The organism is Nonomuraea sp. B5E05 (genome assembly GCF_039880665.1).
GTDB lineage: Bacteria > Actinomycetota > Actinomycetes > Streptosporangiales > Streptosporangiaceae > Nonomuraea.
Genome location: NZ_JBDPMJ010000007.1, coordinates 198364 through 214910, shown reverse-complemented (window position 1 = coordinate 214910; position 16547 = coordinate 198364). Strand labels below are relative to the sequence as shown.

Annotated in this window: 12 protein-coding genes; 8 read left to right on the top strand and 4 right to left on the bottom strand. The window is 68.8% G+C overall.

Annotated features, from left to right (window positions below):
* Window position 1 precedes the first annotated feature (1 nt).
* Both ABGB01_RS15700 and ABGB01_RS15695 read left to right on the top strand, forming a co-directional pair.
* The gene (locus ABGB01_RS15700; RefSeq protein ID WP_347774018.1) at window positions 2-553 is read left to right on the top strand and encodes a hypothetical protein; all 552 of its coding nucleotides are present in this window, start codon (window positions 2-4) and stop codon (window positions 551-553) included.
* On the top strand, window positions 550-2442 hold the full coding sequence (locus tag ABGB01_RS15695; protein WP_347774017.1) for an ABC transporter ATP-binding protein: 1893 nt from the start codon (window positions 550-552) through the stop codon (window positions 2440-2442). Before ABGB01_RS15700 ends, ABGB01_RS15695 begins: the two co-directional genes overlap by 4 nt.
* Here the strand turns inward: ABGB01_RS15695 and ABGB01_RS15690 are convergent.
* Entirely contained in the window at window positions 2364-2843 is a 480-nt protein-coding gene (locus ABGB01_RS15690; RefSeq protein ID WP_347774016.1) for a S26 family signal peptidase, read from the bottom strand. The genes ABGB01_RS15695 and ABGB01_RS15690 overlap by 79 nt on opposite strands.
* A gap of 196 nt (window positions 2844-3039) precedes the next feature.
* Between ABGB01_RS15690 and ABGB01_RS15685 the strand changes: the two genes are divergently transcribed.
* Window positions 3040-7209, top strand: coding sequence for a phospholipase A2 (locus tag ABGB01_RS15685; protein WP_347774015.1), 4170 nt, complete (start codon window positions 3040-3042; stop codon window positions 7207-7209).
* Between the two features lie 83 nt (window positions 7210-7292).
* Here the strand turns inward: ABGB01_RS15685 and ABGB01_RS15680 are convergent, their stop codons facing one another.
* Entirely contained in the window at window positions 7293-10031 is a 2739-nt protein-coding gene (locus tag ABGB01_RS15680) for an AAA family ATPase (RefSeq protein WP_347774014.1), read from the bottom strand.
* A 540-nt stretch (window positions 10032-10571) separates the two neighbouring features.
* Between ABGB01_RS15680 and ABGB01_RS15675 the strand changes: the two genes are divergently transcribed.
* The 4 genes from ABGB01_RS15675 (at window position 10572) to ABGB01_RS15660 (ending at window position 13558) form a co-directional block, all read left to right on the top strand.
* On the top strand, window positions 10572-10796 hold the full coding sequence (locus tag ABGB01_RS15675) for a hypothetical protein (RefSeq protein ID WP_347774012.1): 225 nt from the start codon (window positions 10572-10574) through the stop codon (window positions 10794-10796).
* 59 nt (window positions 10797-10855) lie between these two features.
* Entirely contained in the window at window positions 10856-12049 is a 1194-nt protein-coding gene (locus ABGB01_RS15670) for an FxsB family cyclophane-forming radical SAM/SPASM peptide maturase (RefSeq protein WP_347774010.1), read from the top strand.
* Between the two features lie 343 nt (window positions 12050-12392).
* Window positions 12393-12704 carry a hypothetical protein gene (locus tag ABGB01_RS15665; protein WP_347774008.1) on the top strand — a complete coding sequence of 104 codons (312 nt, stop codon included), beginning with the start codon at window positions 12393-12395 and terminating at the stop codon, window positions 12702-12704.
* The gene (locus ABGB01_RS15660) at window positions 12695-13558 is read left to right on the top strand and encodes a hypothetical protein (protein WP_347774007.1); all 864 of its coding nucleotides are present in this window, start codon (window positions 12695-12697) and stop codon (window positions 13556-13558) included. The genes ABGB01_RS15665 and ABGB01_RS15660 overlap by 10 nt, the downstream gene beginning before the upstream one ends.
* 1109 nt (window positions 13559-14667) lie before the next feature.
* Here the strand turns inward: ABGB01_RS15660 and ABGB01_RS15655 are convergent.
* The gene (locus ABGB01_RS15655; RefSeq protein WP_347774006.1) at window positions 14668-15264 is read right to left on the bottom strand and encodes a CGNR zinc finger domain-containing protein; all 597 of its coding nucleotides are present in this window, start codon (window positions 15262-15264) and stop codon (window positions 14668-14670) included.
* Between the two features lie 60 nt (window positions 15265-15324).
* On the opposite strand from ABGB01_RS15655, the gene ABGB01_RS15650 reads away from it, so the two are divergent.
* On the top strand, window positions 15325-16161 hold the full coding sequence (locus ABGB01_RS15650) for an alpha/beta hydrolase (RefSeq protein WP_347774005.1): 837 nt from the start codon (window positions 15325-15327) through the stop codon (window positions 16159-16161).
* Between the two features lie 46 nt (window positions 16162-16207).
* Here ABGB01_RS15650 and ABGB01_RS15645 read toward each other — a convergent pair whose 3' ends face one another.
* Window positions 16208-16543 carry a hypothetical protein gene (locus tag ABGB01_RS15645; RefSeq protein ID WP_347774004.1) on the bottom strand — a complete coding sequence of 112 codons (336 nt, stop codon included), beginning with the start codon at window positions 16541-16543 and terminating at the stop codon, window positions 16208-16210.
* Window positions 16544-16547 lie beyond the last annotated feature (4 nt).

Below are 16547 nucleotides of genomic sequence, written 5' to 3'. Positions count from 1 at the left end.
CATGCCGTATCTGGTCGCCGCCGTGATCCTCCTCGGCTGCCTGACCGCTCTCAACCTGCTGTTGGTGCTCGCGGTCACGCGCCGCCTGCGTGAGCACGGCAGCCGCCTGGACAACCTGTTCACGCCGCCGCCATTCGCCCTGCCGGGCACGGAACTGCCGGACTTCACCGCGGTGAGTCTCGACGGGAGCGTCGTTTCGCGCGGCTTCTTCAGCGGCGCGGAGACTGCCGGCGGCGCGTCTGCGCCCTATCGTCTCGTCGGGGTGTTCTCGACCGACTGCTCGGTCTGCAGGGTTTACCTGCCGGGGTTCGTCGAGCGCGCCAAGGCGGCCGGGCAGACGCTGGCGATCATCGCGGCCGACGACGGCGACGCCGCGATCTACGCCGACGACCTGGCGCAGGCGGCCACCGTCGTGGTCGAGCCGCATGACGGGCCGGTGGGCAAGGCGTTCCAGGTGACCTCGTACCCTACCTTTTTCCTGGTCGACGCCGGCGCAGTGATCGTTGCGGTTGCGGGCGATCCCGCCGAGCTGTCCGGGTCGGCACCGGCGTGAGTGTCCCCGGTTCCCGGCCGGGCGTGGGCTCGCTGCCCGAGCGTGCCCGTACGGCTGCCGCGCTCAGCTGGCGGGCGCACCCGCTCGCGACGGTGGGCTCGGTGGTGATCGCGCTGGTCTCCGGCGCTGCCCCGGTCCTGACGGCATGGCTGACCAAGCTGGTCATCGACGGCCTGGCGACCCGGCAGGACCTCGGCCGGCTGTTGCCGGTGACGGCCGCCCTGGCGGCGGCGGGGCTGGTGCTCATCGCCGCGCCGTCCTTGTCGACGTATGTGCAGGGGCAGCTGCGCCGCACGCTCAGGACGCTCATCTATGACCGCCTGTTCGCAGCCGTCAACATGCATCCAGGGCTGAGCAGGTTCGAGGATCCCGGATTCCATGATGAGCTGCGGCTGGGTACTGAGGCGGGCGAGACCGCTCCCGACCGCCTGGTGACCTCCTCGCTGGCGGTCGGCCAGGCCCTGGTGACCATGGCGGGTTTCGTCGCGACGCTTGCGGTGATCAACCCGCCGATGGTGGCGATCATCATCGTGGCCGCGCTTCCGTCGGTGGGGGTGCAACTCTCGCTGAGCCGCCGCCGGGCGGCCGTGCAGGCGCGGATCACGCCCAACATGCGGCGGCAGATCTTCTTCGGCTCCCTGCTCACCACGCCGGAGGCGGCCAAGGAGGTCCGCCTGTTCGGGTTGGGGGATTTCCTGCGCGGACTGATGCTCGCCGAGTTGCGCACGGTCAACACCGCTGAACGTGACCTGGACAGGAGCGCCCTGCGCCATCATGGGCTGCTGTCGCTGTTGGGGACGGTCGTGGCCGGGGCCGGGATCTTGTGGGCGGTCGTGAGCGCCGCCGGCGGCGGCATCAGCGTCGGCGATGTGACCGTCTTCGTCGCCGCGGCCGCAGGCGTGCAGGCGGCGCTCGGCTCTCTGGTGGGGCAGTGGGCCGAGGCGCACCACGCTCTGCTGCTGTTCGGGCACTATCTCGCCGTGGTGCGGGACCGACCGGACCTGCCGATTCCTGCCGCACCTGCCCCGATGCCCGCGCTGCGCGCCGGCATCGAGCTGCGGGACGTCTGGTTCCGCTACTCCAGCGATCATGCCTGGATCCTTCGCGGTATCGATCTGTTCATCCCGTACGGCCGATCCGTGGCACTGGTGGGACTCAACGGCGCAGGCAAGAGCACCCTGGTCAAGCTGCTGTGCCGGATGTACGACCCGGACCGCGGAGTCATCCGTTGGGACGGGACGGACCTGCGCGAGATCAGTCCCGTCGACCTGCGTGAACGAATCGGCGCGGTCTTCCAGGACTACATGTCCTACGATCTGACGGCTGGGCAGAACATCATGTTGGGCGACCTGGCCTTCGCCGGAGACAACGGCGGGGACCGCATCGAGGCCGCCGCCGCCGAAGCCGGCGTCCATGGGACCATCAGCGCGTTGCCGCGCGGCTACGACACCATGCTCAGCAGGACCTTCTTCGGGGATCACGATCAGGAGTCCGGGGTCGTGCTCTCGGGCGGTCAATGGCAGCGAGTCGCCCTCGCTCGAGCCCTCATGCGACGCCATCGTGACCTGCTGATCCTGGACGAGCCCAGCTCCGGCCTCGACGCCGAGGCCGAGCATGCCGTGCATATGAGCCTGCGCCGGCTCAGGCAGGGCCGTACCAGCGTGCTCATCTCCCACCGGCTCGGCACCATCAGGCACGCGGACCTCATCGCGGTGCTGGATGACGGGCGGATCGTCGAACGGGGAAGTCACGACGATCTCATCGCCGCGGGCGGCGTCTATGCGCGGCTGTTCGACCTGCAGGCCTCGGGCTATGAGCCCGCCCCGGCCACTCCGGGAGGCGACAGCGTGCGCACCACCACCCCCAGGACGCGGTCGTCCGGGAGGTAGCCCCAGATCCGGGAGTCGGCACTGTCCACGCCGTCCCCGACCACGACCAGATTCCCCGGCGGCACCGCCGCGCCTTCGGAGGCGCCGACGGCGGTGATGACCTGCGGCGGCACTGCATCGCCAGGCAAGGCGACCAGGCGTTTGATGACCCACTCGGCGGCTTCTGGGCGTGGCAGCGGGCCCCTGCCCCAGCCCTGGGGGCCGCACGGCTCGAACACCAGCACCTGGTCGCGCCGCAGTCGCCGGATGGCGATCTTCCGCACCAGCACCCTGTCTCCCGGGCGGTAGGTGGGCAGCATGCTGGTCCCCGCCACCGTCACGATCGTCAGATGGCGGCGGGCGAGGACCAGCGCTGTTACGGCGGCCACGCACACCGCGAAAGCCGCCATGAGGTAGGACATCGGCCGATGCTAGCTCAAGCCGGAGTGCCGCGGCCCGCCGCACCGGCTGAACCACGAGTGCCCGTACCGGAACGGATCCGCCAGGTCGCCGCCCCGGCGCATACCGCGAAATTCAGTCAGGAGACTGATTCGCGGGGTCGCCTGGGTCCCTACCGTCTACGTCGTGCCCAGTCGGTGTAAGCACCAGGGAGGCTCCATGCGTCACGCCCGCCTGCCGGCCGCGATCATCTCGCTGATTCTGGCCCTGGTGCTGGTCACCCCGCTGCCCGCTGTCGCGTCGGCGCTCCCCCCGCCGGGGGCCGCCCAGGCCGCCGCGGCCCAGAGCTCCGCCAACCCCGACGCGTCCGAGTTGCGGGCCATGTTCGGCAACTACGGCAACAGCGGCGGCCACTGGACGGGCGGCGACTCCACCGTCTCGGTGCCGCTGCCTGACGGCCGTACGGCGTGGTTGTTCTCCGACACCTTCCTCGGCACGGTCAACAGCGACTTCTCCAGGCCGCAGAGCGCTCCCTTCATCAACAACTCGATCGTCGTGCAGCAGGGTTCAGCCCTCGGCCCCACGATCCACGGCGGGAGCAGTGCTCAGCCCAAGTCCCTGGTGATCGCCTCAGCCGCCGACGAGTTCTACTGGGTCGGCGACGCGACCGTGGCGGACGGGCAGTTACAGGCCATCTATGGGAAGTTCCGCAAGACGGAGGCGGAGGGCCCGTTCGCCTTCGAACGCGTCGGGACCTCGCTCGTGACGTTCGCCCTGCCGGGTCTGACCGTCTCGTCGGTCCGCGATCTGTCGTTGACAGGGCCGGTGGGCTGGGGCTCGGCCATCATGGAGGACAGCGCGTACACCTATGTCTACGGCAGCGAGTCGGCCGGAGGACTGAAGTTCGGCCACGTCGCCAGGGTCGCGTCCGGTGATCTCGGCGGAGCATGGGAGTTCTGGACCGGGAGCGGCTGGTCGGCGCAGGAGTCGGCGTCGGCCCGGTTCATGAGCGGCGTCCCTGAGGGCATTTCGGTCCACAAGAGCGGCAACCAGTACGTTCTGGTGACGCAGGAGAGCCACGAGCCGTTCAGTCACTGGCTCGTCGCGTACGTCTCCAACGCCGCGACCGGCCCGTTCACCGGGCCCATCTATCTGGAGAGCGCGCCGGAGCCTGAGCTGAGCGCGTACCGCCAGTTCATCTACCACGGCCGGGCCCACCCGCAGCTCTCTGATCCCGGCGAGCTGTTGCTGTCCTACGACGTCAACACCATCGACAACGCCGATCATTACAAGGACGTCCGCATCTACCGGCCCAGATTCCTGGAGGTGCCCTGGCCGCCCCCGTCGACCGGCGGCCCCGCGGCGCCGACCGGCGTGCAGGTGAAGGTGTCCAGCGAAGGGATCGCCACGATCGGCTGGACGCCACCACCGGGCGACTCGCTGGACTACTGGGTCTACCGCAAGAACCTTGACAACGGTCAGACGCACTTCGCCCGTACCGGATATCCCACCCAGGAGCGAAGCCTGCAGGACGGCGGGTTGTCTCCCGGCGTGAACTACGCCTACTACGTGCGCGCAGTCGCCGACAACGGGGTGGAGGGGACGCCGAGCGCCGTGGTCACCACGCGCGGCCGCAGTTCCGTGCCGCCCGCGCCGACGAACCTGCGCGTCACCGCCGGGACCGTGGGCGACGCCACGCTGACGTGGACCGCGGCCGAGGCGGAGGTGGCCTACCTGGTGCACCAGCGGGATGTCACCGCAGGCGAAACCCTCTTCACGCAGGTGCCGGTGGAGGAGGCGGAGGCCACCACGCAGAAGATCGAAGGGCTCGAGAGCGGCCACACGTACGAGTTCAAGGTGACCGCGGCCAATTCCGTGGGCGAGAGCCTCCCGAGCAACGTCGTCACCACGACGGCGCGGTTCGCCACGCCCAGCGCGCCCACAGGCCTGACGGCGACCGCCGAGGTGGACGCGACGGTCACCCTGCGCTGGACCGGGTCGGCCACCGGCGACCCGGAGACGTACCAGGTCTACCACCGTCCCACCGGCACGACCGAGTTCACGCCGCTCGACCTGCCCAGCGACACGACCACCATGCGGTCCACGCAGCTCATCTCGGGAACTACCTACGACTTCAGGGTCGCCGGCGTCAACGCGGGCGGCGAAGGGCCGGCGAGCAACGTCGTGAGCGTCACGGCCACCATGCGTCCACCCGGCGCTCCAACGGGACTGACCGCGACCGCCGGGACCGACGGCACGATCAAGCTCACCTGGAACGCGGTCGAGCGGGCCGGCGCGTACTGGGTCCACCGGCGCGACGTCACCTCGGGGCAGACGGACTTCGCCAGGTCGGACGCCCCGGTGGAGACCACGACGGCGACAGTGGACCGGCTGATCAGCGGTAACACCTACGAGTTCAAGGTGACGGCGGTCGGCGACGGCGGCGAGGGCCCTGCCGGCGACGTGGCGAGGGCGGTGGCCGACGTGCCGCCACCCGCCGCGCCCACCGGCGTCGCCGCGACCGCCGGCGAGGGGAAGGTCACGCTCACCTGGCAGGCCGTGGAGACCGCCGGTACGTACTGGGTCTATCAGCGCGACGTCACCGCCGGGGAGAGCACGTTCGTCAAACTGGCCTATCCCGCGTTCGAACCCCGTGCCGAGCTGGGCCTGCTGACCAACGCGCACACCTACGAGTTCAAGGTGACCGCCGAGAACGCGGGCGGCGAGGGGAAGGCGAGCGCGGTGGTGTCCGTCAAGCCGATGCCGCCGCTGCCGCCGAAGGTCACCGGGCTGACCGCGACACCGCAGGCCGGCGGGAAGGTCGATCTCACCTGGACCGCCATCGACGGTGCCTTCTACTGGGTTCACTACCGCGACGTCACGGCCGGGGAGACGGCGCTGCGGAAGCTCGAGTATCCCGCGACCACGGCCCAGGCCCAAGTGGGGCCTTTCACGGGCGGGCACGTGTACGAGTTCGCCGTCGCTGGGACCAACGCGGCCGGTGACGGGCCGCTGTCGGACCTGGTACGCGTGACCGTCACCTCTTCCGCCTCCTCCGCCACCGCCACGCTGTCCAGCCCAGCTCAGTCGACCCGGGCCGCGCGATCGGCCGCGCGGCATGAAGCCGCCGGGGCCACGGCTGCGGCCACCTCCCTTCCCAAACCGCCGACCGGCCTGCAGGTCACCGGCACCGGTGACGGATATGTCCAGCTCGAATGGAATGCGACCCCGTCCTTCCCCGTCTACTACCAGATCCACTTCAAACCACACGACCGCAGCGCCTGGTACGTCCTGCAGGACACGACTCCCGCGACCGTGACCAAGAAGATGGTGACCGCACCTCTGTGGAACCACTTCTGGTACGACTTCCGGGTCGTCGCGGTCAACGGCGTCGGCGCGAGCAGCCCGACCAACACGGTCACAGCCATGCCAGGCCCCGGCCTCCCCAAGCCTCCGTCCGCTCTGGTGTTCCTCGGCACGGGCAACGGCTATGTGGATCTGGCCTGGAGCCCGAGCCCGACCGCTCGCGTCTACTACTGGCTGTTCTTCAAGTCGGCGGGCTCCAGCACCTGGTACTACTTCCAGCTCCCGACCCTGAAGACACGGACGCGGGTCGGCTACCCCCTGTGGAACGACCAGCCCTACGACTTCAAGGTCGTCGCGGCCAATTCCTTCGGTCAGAGTTCGGCGACCAACGTGGTGCGCGGCGGGCCGAAGCTGTCACCGCCGCAGCCGCCCACCGCCTTACGCGCCGAAGGACACCAGGGATACATCACCCTCAACTGGAACCCCAGCTCGACCCGCGACGTCTACTACTGGCTCCACTACCGCAGGGCCGACGCTTCCTCCTGGAAGCGGGCGCGCTATCCGATCGCGAAGACGTCGATCACCTTCAAGTACGTTCCGTGGGGCGACTACGACTTCAAGGTGACGGCGGTGAACAGGGCGGGCAGCGCGGACAGCAACGTGGCCTTCGCCACGCTGTGGACCAGCAAACGCGGCCTCATGTACCTGATGACCCTGAACACCAAGGCCAGCCGCGACATGTTCTGGGCGGCGCGGCACAACGTCCGTTACGAAAGTTACAACTTCAACTGGGACACGAACGAATGCACCCACTCGCCCACCCGCCCGTTGGTGCCGTCGAGGGGCGCCGAGTGGCCCAAACAGGTGGATTTCACCAGGGCCTGCACCCGGCATGACTTCGGTTACCGGAACTACAAGCACGTCGGCTGGGACGGCTACGCCAAGCGCCTATACCTGGACCGGCTCCTCGTCGCGGACATGTACCTCGCGTGCGACAACCAATTGCCGCCGAACTACAACGAGAACTGCAGAGGGATGGTCTGGATATATTACGGATTTGTCCGGCAGTTCGCTCATTTCTGATGAATGGGTGATATGGAGGACGGCACTCACACGTACGTATACGGCCGCGAGTCCGCCGGCAGGCCCGCTACCGCCTCCCACCCTCATCCGTCCAGGTCGAGGTCCATGCGGGCCAGGTCGTTGCGCGAGCCGATGCCAAGTTTGGGATAGGCCTTGTACAGGTGATAGCCGACGGTACGAGGGCTGAGATACAAGCGGGCCGCGATGCCGGCGTTGCTGAGCCCGGCCGCGGCCAGCCTGACGACCTGCAGCTCCTGCGAGGTGAGCCGGTCCAGCAGCCCAGACGTCTGCTCCTTGGGCTGGGAGGTCTCGCCGGTGGCGCGCAACTCGCTGCGGACGCGGTCGATCCAGGGGGCCGCGCCGAGTTGCTCGAAGGTGTCGAGCGCGGACCGCAGAAGCGGGCGAGCCCTGTTGCGCTGCCGCCTGCGGCGCAGGAACTCACCGTAGAGCAGATGGGTGCGGGCCGCTTCGAAGGGGTACGCATCGTCTTGCCGGTGTAGGCGTACGGCCTGCTCGTAGTGCCGTTCGGCCTCCTCGCCGCTGGCAAGCTGGGCCTCGCATCGTGCCGCGATGGCCACGGTCCACGGCTGGCCCGTAGCGTGTGCCCATCGCCGCAGCCGGGCGAGAGGGACCACGGCGAGGGTGGGGTGGCCCTGACGGACCGCGGCCTCCACGAGGGTGGCGGTGCCGAGGCTGTGATCGATGGCGGGATGGTGGCGCATCAGAGCCTCGGGAACTCGCGCGAGGCGGCGCAGCACCGCCTCGTGCTGTCCGTTTCCCAGGTCCAGCAGCGCGCGTGCATACACGCATTCGATGCCGCGTTCGCTCACACCACCGGCGAGGATGTCCTCGGTCAGCTCGGTGCACCGCGCCTGGTCGCCCTCGATCGCCGCCACGCAGGCCAGCAGTCCGGCGTGGTGGCCGACGAAGTGGGGCTGTTCGGTGTGCGCTGCGACGCGCAGGCCCTCCTCGCTGGTGGACAGCACGTCTCGGTGCCGGCCGAGGAGCAACTGGCTGCGCGCCAGATGCAGCAGGGCGCGGGGCAGCATACCGATGTTGCCCTGGGCCTGGCATCGGTCGGCCAGGACCATCGCGCCCTCCTGGCCCGCATGGATGTCGGCGAGCCACAGGAACCACCACTGTACGGTTATGCGCTGCCACGTAGCCAGGTTCGCGGTGTTGGAGATCTCCTGGACGAGCGATCTGATGTGGGGGACGGCCTGCGCCCATCGCTCGTCGGCGAGGTGAGCGATCGCCGCGGTGACATCGGCCAGCATGGGTGAAGAGCGGGGCACGATGGCTGTACTGGCGGCGAGCTGGGGCATCTGGTGCGGCTCGCCACCGCTCCAGGCGCTGATCAATGCGAAGAGGAGCATGGTGGCGGCGGTGTCAGGAGCCTGCTTCGCGAGCCCGGCAGCGGCCTCGACCGTCTCCTCCGGCCGAGCCCGCAAGTCCTGCTCCTGGGCGATGGCCGCGCGGACCATCGCCAGGCCGGCGCGGACCATCGGGTCGCGCGCGATCGGCCAGGCGCGATCGGCCAGGTGGGTCGCGAAAGAGGTCATCCCGGCATCGAGTGCGGCCTGTGCCGCCGCGTCCAGGCGCCGGGCGCGCTGCCCCAGGTCGGATGTGAGCTGAGCGGCTCGATGATAGGCGGTGGCCACCGCTGCGTGACCGCCCCTGGCGCGAGCGTTCTCGGCGGTGTGTTCCATCTCCGCGGCCACGCTCTCGTCGGTGCCGTGTACGGCGGCGGCGCGATGCCACGCGCTTCGGTCGGCCATGCCGCCCGCCCTGAACGCCTCCGACAGCGCGGCATGAGCAGCCAGGCGGGCCGGCAGCGACGACGAACGGTAGGCGGCGGCGCGGAAGAGCGGGTGGGTGAATCTCAACCGGTCACCGCAGATGTGAATCATCCGGTCGTCCTCGGCCGGCTCCAGGTCGGCGACGCCGGCGCCCAACTGCCGGCCCGCCGTGAGCAAGAGGTGCAGATCGCCGCTGTCGTCGGCCGCCGCGGCGAGTAGCAGCGATCGGGTTCGCTCGGGCAGCGCTCTGACTCGCTGTGCGAAGGCCGATTCCAGTTGTCCGGACATCGGGCCGTGGTGGAGGTGGAACGTGGCGCCGGGCAGTTCACCGGCACGCTGCTCGGGCGTGAGGGTGGCCGACAGTTCCAGCAGGGCGAGCGGGTTGCCCTGGGCCTCGGCCAGAAGATGATCTTTGACGTGACCGGCCAGGTCGCCCAGCAGCATGGCACCGGAGTCCCGGTCCAGGGCCGTCAGCCGCAGGTCCCGTACGTCCGGTACGCCCTGCGCGGGCGTCGGGTACCCGTCTCGCACGGCGAAAAGCAGCGCGATGCCCTCGGCGCGCAACCGGCGCGCAACCCACGACAGCACCGCAGCCGAGCACCGGTCCAGCCATTGCGTGTCATCGACCAGCACGAGCAGGGGATCCGCCGCCGCCACCTCGCCCAGCAGCGACAAGGTGGCCAGCCCGAGCAGGAACCGGTCACTCCTGGCCTGGTCGACCAGACCGAACGCCGCACCCAACGCCTCGGACTGCGGCCCTGGCAGCTTGTTCCGAAGGTGCAGCACGGGAGCGAGCACCAGATGCAGCCCTGAGAACGGCAGCTCCGTCTCCGATTCGATGCCCGTACCACGCAGCACCCGCATGTCTGTGGCGGCGTTGGCCGCGGCGTACTCCAGCAGCGCCGTCTTACCGATTCCCGCCTCACCACGCACCACCACGACCCCGCTGTCGCCGGCGCGCGCGCGAGCGAGCACCTCGTCGATGACGGCCCTCTCCGCACTTCTTCCGTAGATTTCAGCCACAGGGAGTCCCAAAGGGTCGTCGCGCCCGCTCAGTCGAACCAGCTCCGACACGGTCGCGAAACGGCCACCACTGCCCGCTCTCCCATGGGCGGCGCGTTACAGCTCCGGCCACACCGCGTCGTGCGACGCGTGCGCCACGGCCATGTCCGGCCATGCTGCGCGTGCCCGCTCCACGTGAAGGTACGGGGTCGTGCTCATATCCGGTTGACGAATGAGCATCCACCGAAGGGACAGGCCCAGGTCGCCCATTCCTGCTCGGTCATCTGTCATATTTCTCCGTTTCGCCGGTCATATCACTGGACGCCGCCAGACCGAGAAATGTGACACCCGGGCGCGGCCCGCACGTCGCACCTGCCGGTTCAGATGGCTGCCCGCCAACCTGGAACCTCTCGCAGGAAGGAACTGTGCAATGAGGCGCGTCCCGCGGGCCGCCGAGGACCTGTCCACCGGTCGCGACCCGGCCATGACCAAGGTCACTGCCATCGTGTGGTGTTGATCTGCAAGGTGAACCGAGAGCCGTTCCGACAAAGGAGGATTCTTATGGACGCTACACACGCCGAGAGTCACAACACGCGGATCGTGCTTGCGCTGGCAGCCGCGGCGTCGCTCGCGCTCGCCCCGCAGGCTCCGCTGATCGCGCAGGCCGTGACCGAGACCGCGGCCGAGGCCGTCTCGACCGCCTCCTCCGTCCTGGACAACGCGCTGGCCATCCGCGCGGGGGCCGAGCCCGAGGCCAAGATCCTCGCGGGCAGGCACAACCGGTAGGTCCAGAAGAGAGCGGGCGCGGCCGACCACCGTGCCCGTCCAGCGTCGAAGGGACCCTGATGATGTGGCCCACCGAGGAGTGGAGCGCGGCTGCCCGCGACAGCGGGGCCTGGCGACCGGCGCCGTTCCAGCAGTTCTCGCTCAAGCTGCACGGCTGGTGCAACCTGGCCTGCGACTACTGCTACGTCTACGAGATGGCCGACCAGTCGTGGCGGGACCGTCCGCGAAAAATGGACCCAGCCACGGTGGAGCGCGCCGCATTCCGCATCGCGGAGCATGTGGTCGCGCATGGCGTCGAGTACGTCAACGTCGTCTTCCACGGCGGCGAGCCGCTGCTGGCTGGACGCGAAGCCGTCGCCCATGCCGCACGTAGCGTCCGCGCCGCGCTCCCGTCCGGAACGGAGCTCAGCTTCCGGCTGCAGACGAACGGCACGCTGCTGACCGACGAGGTGCTGGACGTACTGCTGGCCGAGGGTATCGCGGTCGGCGTCAGCCTCGATGGGGACCCGCGGGCGCATGACAGGCACCGCCGTTACGCCGGCGGCCGTGCAAGCCACGCCGAGGTGACCGCTGGGCTGCCGCGGCTGCGGGCCGAGCCGTACCGGGAGTTGTCCTCGCACCTGTACTGCGTGGTCGATGTGGCGAACGATCCGGTGCAGGTGTACGAGTCGCTGCTGGAGTTCGGGCCGCCGGTCGTCGACTTTCTGCTGCCGGACGGCACCTGGTCCACGCCGCCGCCACTGCGCGTGGCCGGGGCGGAGGCGACGCCGTACGCGGACTGGCTGATCGCCGTGTTCGAGCGCTGGTACGGCGCGCCCCAGCAGGAGACGGGTGTGCGGTTCTTCGAGTCGATCATCCAGCTGGTGCTCGGTGGGCAAAGCAGGGTGGACTCCGTGGGACTGTCGCCGAACGTGCTGGTCGTGGTGGAGACCGACGGGACCATCGAGCAGGTGGACACGCTGAAGTCGGGATACGAGGGTGCTGCCGGGACTGGGTTGAATGTTTTTGACCATCCCTTCGACCGGGCACTGGAGCACCCAGGCATGGCGGCACGTCAGGCGGGGGCGGCCGCGCTGTGCGAGACCTGCGTGAGCTGTCCGGTGGCGAGGGTGTGCGGCGGGGGTTACTACGCCCACCGCTACCGCGAGGGCACCGGGTACCTCAACCCGTCGGTGTACTGCCCGGACCTGTTCAAGCTGATAACGCACATCCATGAGCGGGTCCAGGCAGATCTTCGGCTACGCGCTTCCTGAACCCTGAAGAGCCATACATCCACTCCCCATGGCTCGCCGACATCCACGGCGACCCCCTCGACCTGGCGGCACTGCTCACCGCAACACACCGCGAACCAGGCGATCCATCCCCGGCCGGGCGTCGTATGGCGCCACCGGCTTCGCCATGACCCAGCCTCACGAGACATGACCAACCACGGTTCAGCGAAGGGCCAGGTTGGAGGACTCCATGACGCGGCCACGCGCCGAGCCACCTAGATGGGTAAGCCCGTCGGTGTCAACGACATCATGAAGCACCGTTGTCTCGGCCTGTGCCGTACCTGCCCTGATCGTTTCGGCTCAAGTCCAGCTACAGTGTGCGGGCATGACAGACAGTTTGGAGATCGCCCGGGAGGCCGTCCGGGAAGCTGCTTCCCGGACGGTCATCCTCAGCGAGGACTTCGACGCCGCGCTGCAGAGGCTGACGGAAATCGGCGCTATCGGCGATGACGGTCTGCTCACTGATTTTCTCTCCGTACTCGCCGAGTGCCTCACAGAGGCGAGCGAGATGCGAGCCGCTCTCAGCCACGTGATGGCCGCGACCGGTGATGGCTTGGAATTCGTGGCTTCCTCCACAGAGGCCGCGGAAGTGGCGAGCGGCGAACATCTGGAGCCGCGGGTTGAGTCATGGGCATGATGCTCCCTGCCTGGGTGATCGACCCCGGCTACTGGCCACCCGACGAGCAGACTTACCTGGCGAACGCGAGCACGCTGAGGACCGCTCTGGAAGGCGTCCAGATTCTGGCCGGCGAGTCGGACGCCACGATGGAGCAGGCCCAGCAGAACTACCAGGGTGAGGCATCCACCGCCATGGCCGGTATGTGGGAGCGGGTTTCGCAGACCGGCGCACTGGCGACGACCGCGATGAACCTCATCCCTGTCTCCCTCGACGGCGTCGCCGGAGTGATCAGTGGATCGAAACTGGTCATCGGCTCGGTGGCTGCGCACACCACGGTGATGGTCGCCGCTCAGCTGCTCAACCCGCACCCTCTGAGCAGGGCCTACGCGGAGCTGAGAATCCGCGCCATGCACCGCACCGTCCAGCAGGTCGCACGCGAGGCGAAAGAGGGCGCCGAGGGGCCGATCGCCCGTGCTCTCAAACGCCGGGTGGCCGGTTATCTTCGGGAACTCCGCGAGAACTTGCCGGATCTGGGCCCGCGCCCCCAACTCGCCGGGAGGGTCCCTGGAAGCCGTCAGCGTGTCGAGCCGGGGTCCGAACCCGGCTCCCACATGACGATGATGGCTGGCAAGGGCTGGTTTGGAAAGACATCCAGAGCCGAAGAGAAGGCAGCTGAGGAAAGGGTCGCATCAGAGGATCTGCACATCAGATACAAGGCGCAAGATCTTGAGGAGCAGGCCCGTGACGAAGATGAACTCGCGGCCGACGCGGCTCAGGGCATAAGCCCCGAGGCAGCACAGCGACATTGGCAGCAGGCGGATGCGATGAGAGAGCGGGCAGAGAGCTTGCGAAACAGACGAAGCCAAAATTGATGCAACCTCGTTGAGCCATCATGCAGCCGGCATCCACGCCGCTGATGCGGTTGGGCGCACTCGCCTGCGTCGCGCATGAGCGGTGCGGGTACGTGGGTGGAGCGCTTCATGGTCGTCAGGCGGGTGTGGCCGAGGACCTCCTGTACGAGCCATCCATATCAGAGAGGGCCGGTCAGCCTACCCATTCGGAGCACAAACCGGCCGGCGTCCCGTTGTCCTCGCAGACCCGGATTCCGCGTACGGGACCAGGGGCGTTACCCGTGACATGTTCACCGTCCGGTTGGCGGTCCCATACGTTGTGCACGCGTATCTGTGCGTACCGAGAATCCCACCATTTGACCTGTCCGACGACATCGTTCCCGTCCTTCTCGCCGTCGTTCACATAGATCGTTTCAGAGGCGATCCAGACAGCCGCAGTATCAGACCCGTGTTTAGCTCTGTAGGTGTCGGGCGCTGAAGCCGAAGCCGGCCCTTGTACGGCCACTGCCGCCAATAGTGCAGATAGCATTCCGACGGAAGTCGGAATGGCGGCGCGGAGTGTCGTTTTCCTCACGGTGTTACCTCCAGTGGGCAGGCGGCTTTCTTCCATGTGATCTCGCGAACCGTGGATGGTTTGCCGAACCCCAGTCTGCAGGCGTCATATCGAGTTGTCATTGATGCCGAGTATCCAGATACTTCGCTATCCGTCTACTATGTCGACGACGCGTGAACTGACCTCAGGCGACCTGCAAAGACCTCCGCCCCAAGCGGACGGGGTGCGCAAGGAGCGCAAGCTGAGGATCGTGCGTCGTTCCCCCCCTCGCGGGGCTCTGCGTGCTCGTGCTCTTCGTGTTCGCGGAACGCCGCCACCCCGATCCGCTGGTCCGTCTCGGACTGTTCCGGTCGGGCATGCTGCGGGCCGCCAACGTCGTGACGCTGGCCTCGGGACTGTTGTCCGGTTCGGCGTATCTTCTGGTCACCACCAGCCGGCACCCTACGCATCGCAACAGCCGTACTCGGAGTCGGGCCGGAGACGGTCCTAGGCGTGTCCCGAGTCAGGACGCCGCGCCCGCTAGTCGATCTTCGCGCGGTCCGCCACCTGGTGCGAGTCCTTCGATGGTGAGCCCCGCTCATCCGGAACGGGGGCCGGTGTCGGCGGGTGGGCGGCGGGCGCGGTGGTTGGCGACGTTGACGCGGTTGCCGCAGAGGTCGGGCGTGCAGTAGCGGCGGCGTCCCGCGCGGCTGGTGTCGACGAACATGCCGTTGCACGCGGGGGACGCGCAGTGACGGAAGCGGGAATGGCTGAGGGTCCGCAGGACGGCGAGCAGGCCCACGCCTATGAGTACGGCCAGCTCGTCGGCGACGGAGGCCTGCGGAGCGGTGGCGACGTACCACTGCCAGCTGCCGTCGGCGTCGCGGTAGAGGCCGGGACCGGTGGCCGCCCTTCTGGCGAGCGCGGTGGCCAGAAGGGCGGCGTCCTCCTCGGCGGTGGCCTCGATGATGGCGCGGACCTCCTGGCGGAGGGCGAGCACCTGGTCGAGATCGTCGCGGGACGGGGTGCGGCCGGCGGCCAGGGCGTCGGGGTGGAGGTCGTGCTCGGCCAGGAACCGGGCGAGCGCGGCCGGGTCGGGCAGCAGCTCGCCCGCGCTCTGCACCGCCGGTGAGGTGTTGACCAGGTCTGTCGCCACCCCGGCCGCCCACGCGTAACCGGTAAAAGTTGCCTTCAAGCCTTACATCTCCTACTGTAACCGGAATAAGCTGATTATACGCCTTACAAGAGGAGTGGCATGAGCACGCACACCGAGTCCGGCACGTGGAAGCTTCGTCACCGGGTCCGCGTGTCCGGCGGTGAGGTCGCCACCGACGTCTTCGGCCAGGGGTCACCCGTGATCCTCATCCACGGCACTCCCGCCTCCTCCTTCCTGTGGCGCGAGGTCGCTCCCATCCTGGCCCGCGAGCACGCCGTACACGTGTGGGACCTGCTCGGATACGGCGACTCCCAGCCGGCTCCGGGCGTCCTCCCGTCCATCGACCTGCAGGCCCGCACGCTCGCCGAGCTCGTCAGGCACTGGGATCTCGACGCCCCCGCCCTGGTCGGACACGACATAGGCGGGGCCACCGCGCTCCGCGCCCACCTGGTGCACGGGGTGCCCGTCCGCCGCCTCGCGCTCCTGGACGCCGCCGTCCTCGGTGCGTGGCTGACGCCGTTCACCCACCACATGCGGACCCACGCCGACGTCTACCGCACGATGCCCGCGCACGTCTTCGCCGACATCATCCGCCCGCGCCTGCACACCGCCACCCACCGGCCCATGTCCGAGGCCGTCACGAGCGCCTACCTGGCCCCGTGGGACGGAGCCGCCGGGCAGCAGCGCTGGATCGATCAGGTCGAGGGCGTGAGCGACGACGAAACCCGGGACATCGAGGCCAGGCTGCATGAGATCACCGTTCCGGCCCACGTCCTGTGGGGCGAGAACGACCAGTGGCTCCCTCCTGCCACCGCCGCCCGCCTCGCCGCCGCGATCCCCGGCGCCGGCCTGACCATGATCCCGGACGCGGGCCACTTCCTTCCCGAGGACAGCCCGTACGACACCGCGCAGGCGCTCCTGCGGTTCCTCGACTGAGCGACCGAAGACCAGCCCGGCGCGCGCAAGTCGGTCGGTGCGAGGGTCAGCCGGCGAACCGCTGCGCCCGGTCGCGGGCCCATCGCGCGGCCTGGGTGGCCTGGTCGCCGGCGATGGGGGAGCCGGGCACACCGCCCAGCCGCTCCGTCAGGTCGGCGAAGCGTGCGTATTCCTGCTGGGCGTGTTCGCGGCAGGCGAGGCAGGTGACGCTCTCCGGATGCGGCGAGGTCATCGCGCGGGACACCTGGATGCCGCAGCCGGTGGTGACGATCGCCGGCGCGTCAGGTGCGCGGCCGAGCGTCGAAGTGATCATGTTGCGGAAGTCGGCGCCGGCCTCCAGCACTTTCCGGTCGACGTGGATGTGCGGATCGGTCTCGCTCATCTGC

What these genes read in the sequence shown, in the direction of transcription:
- ABGB01_RS15700 (WP_347774018.1), top strand. Translation starts at nt 2, where the DNA reads ATGCCGTATCTGGTCGCCGCCGTGATCCTCCTCGGCTGCCTGACCGCT.
- ABGB01_RS15690 (WP_347774016.1), bottom strand. Translation starts at nt 2,843, where the DNA reads ATGTCCTACCTCATGGCGGCTTTCGCGGTGTGCGTGGCCGCCGTAACA.
- ABGB01_RS15685 (WP_347774015.1), top strand. Translation starts at nt 3,040, where the DNA reads ATGCGTCACGCCCGCCTGCCGGCCGCGATCATCTCGCTGATTCTGGCC.
- ABGB01_RS15675 (WP_347774012.1), top strand. Translation starts at nt 10,572, where the DNA reads ATGGACGCTACACACGCCGAGAGTCACAACACGCGGATCGTGCTTGCG.
- ABGB01_RS15670 (WP_347774010.1), top strand. Translation starts at nt 10,856, where the DNA reads ATGATGTGGCCCACCGAGGAGTGGAGCGCGGCTGCCCGCGACAGCGGG.
- ABGB01_RS15665 (WP_347774008.1), top strand. Translation starts at nt 12,393, where the DNA reads ATGACAGACAGTTTGGAGATCGCCCGGGAGGCCGTCCGGGAAGCTGCT.
- ABGB01_RS15660 (WP_347774007.1), top strand. Translation starts at nt 12,695, where the DNA reads ATGGGCATGATGCTCCCTGCCTGGGTGATCGACCCCGGCTACTGGCCA.
- ABGB01_RS15650 (WP_347774005.1), top strand. Translation starts at nt 15,325, where the DNA reads ATGAGCACGCACACCGAGTCCGGCACGTGGAAGCTTCGTCACCGGGTC.
- ABGB01_RS15645 (WP_347774004.1), bottom strand. Translation starts at nt 16,543, where the DNA reads ATGAGCGAGACCGATCCGCACATCCACGTCGACCGGAAAGTGCTGGAG.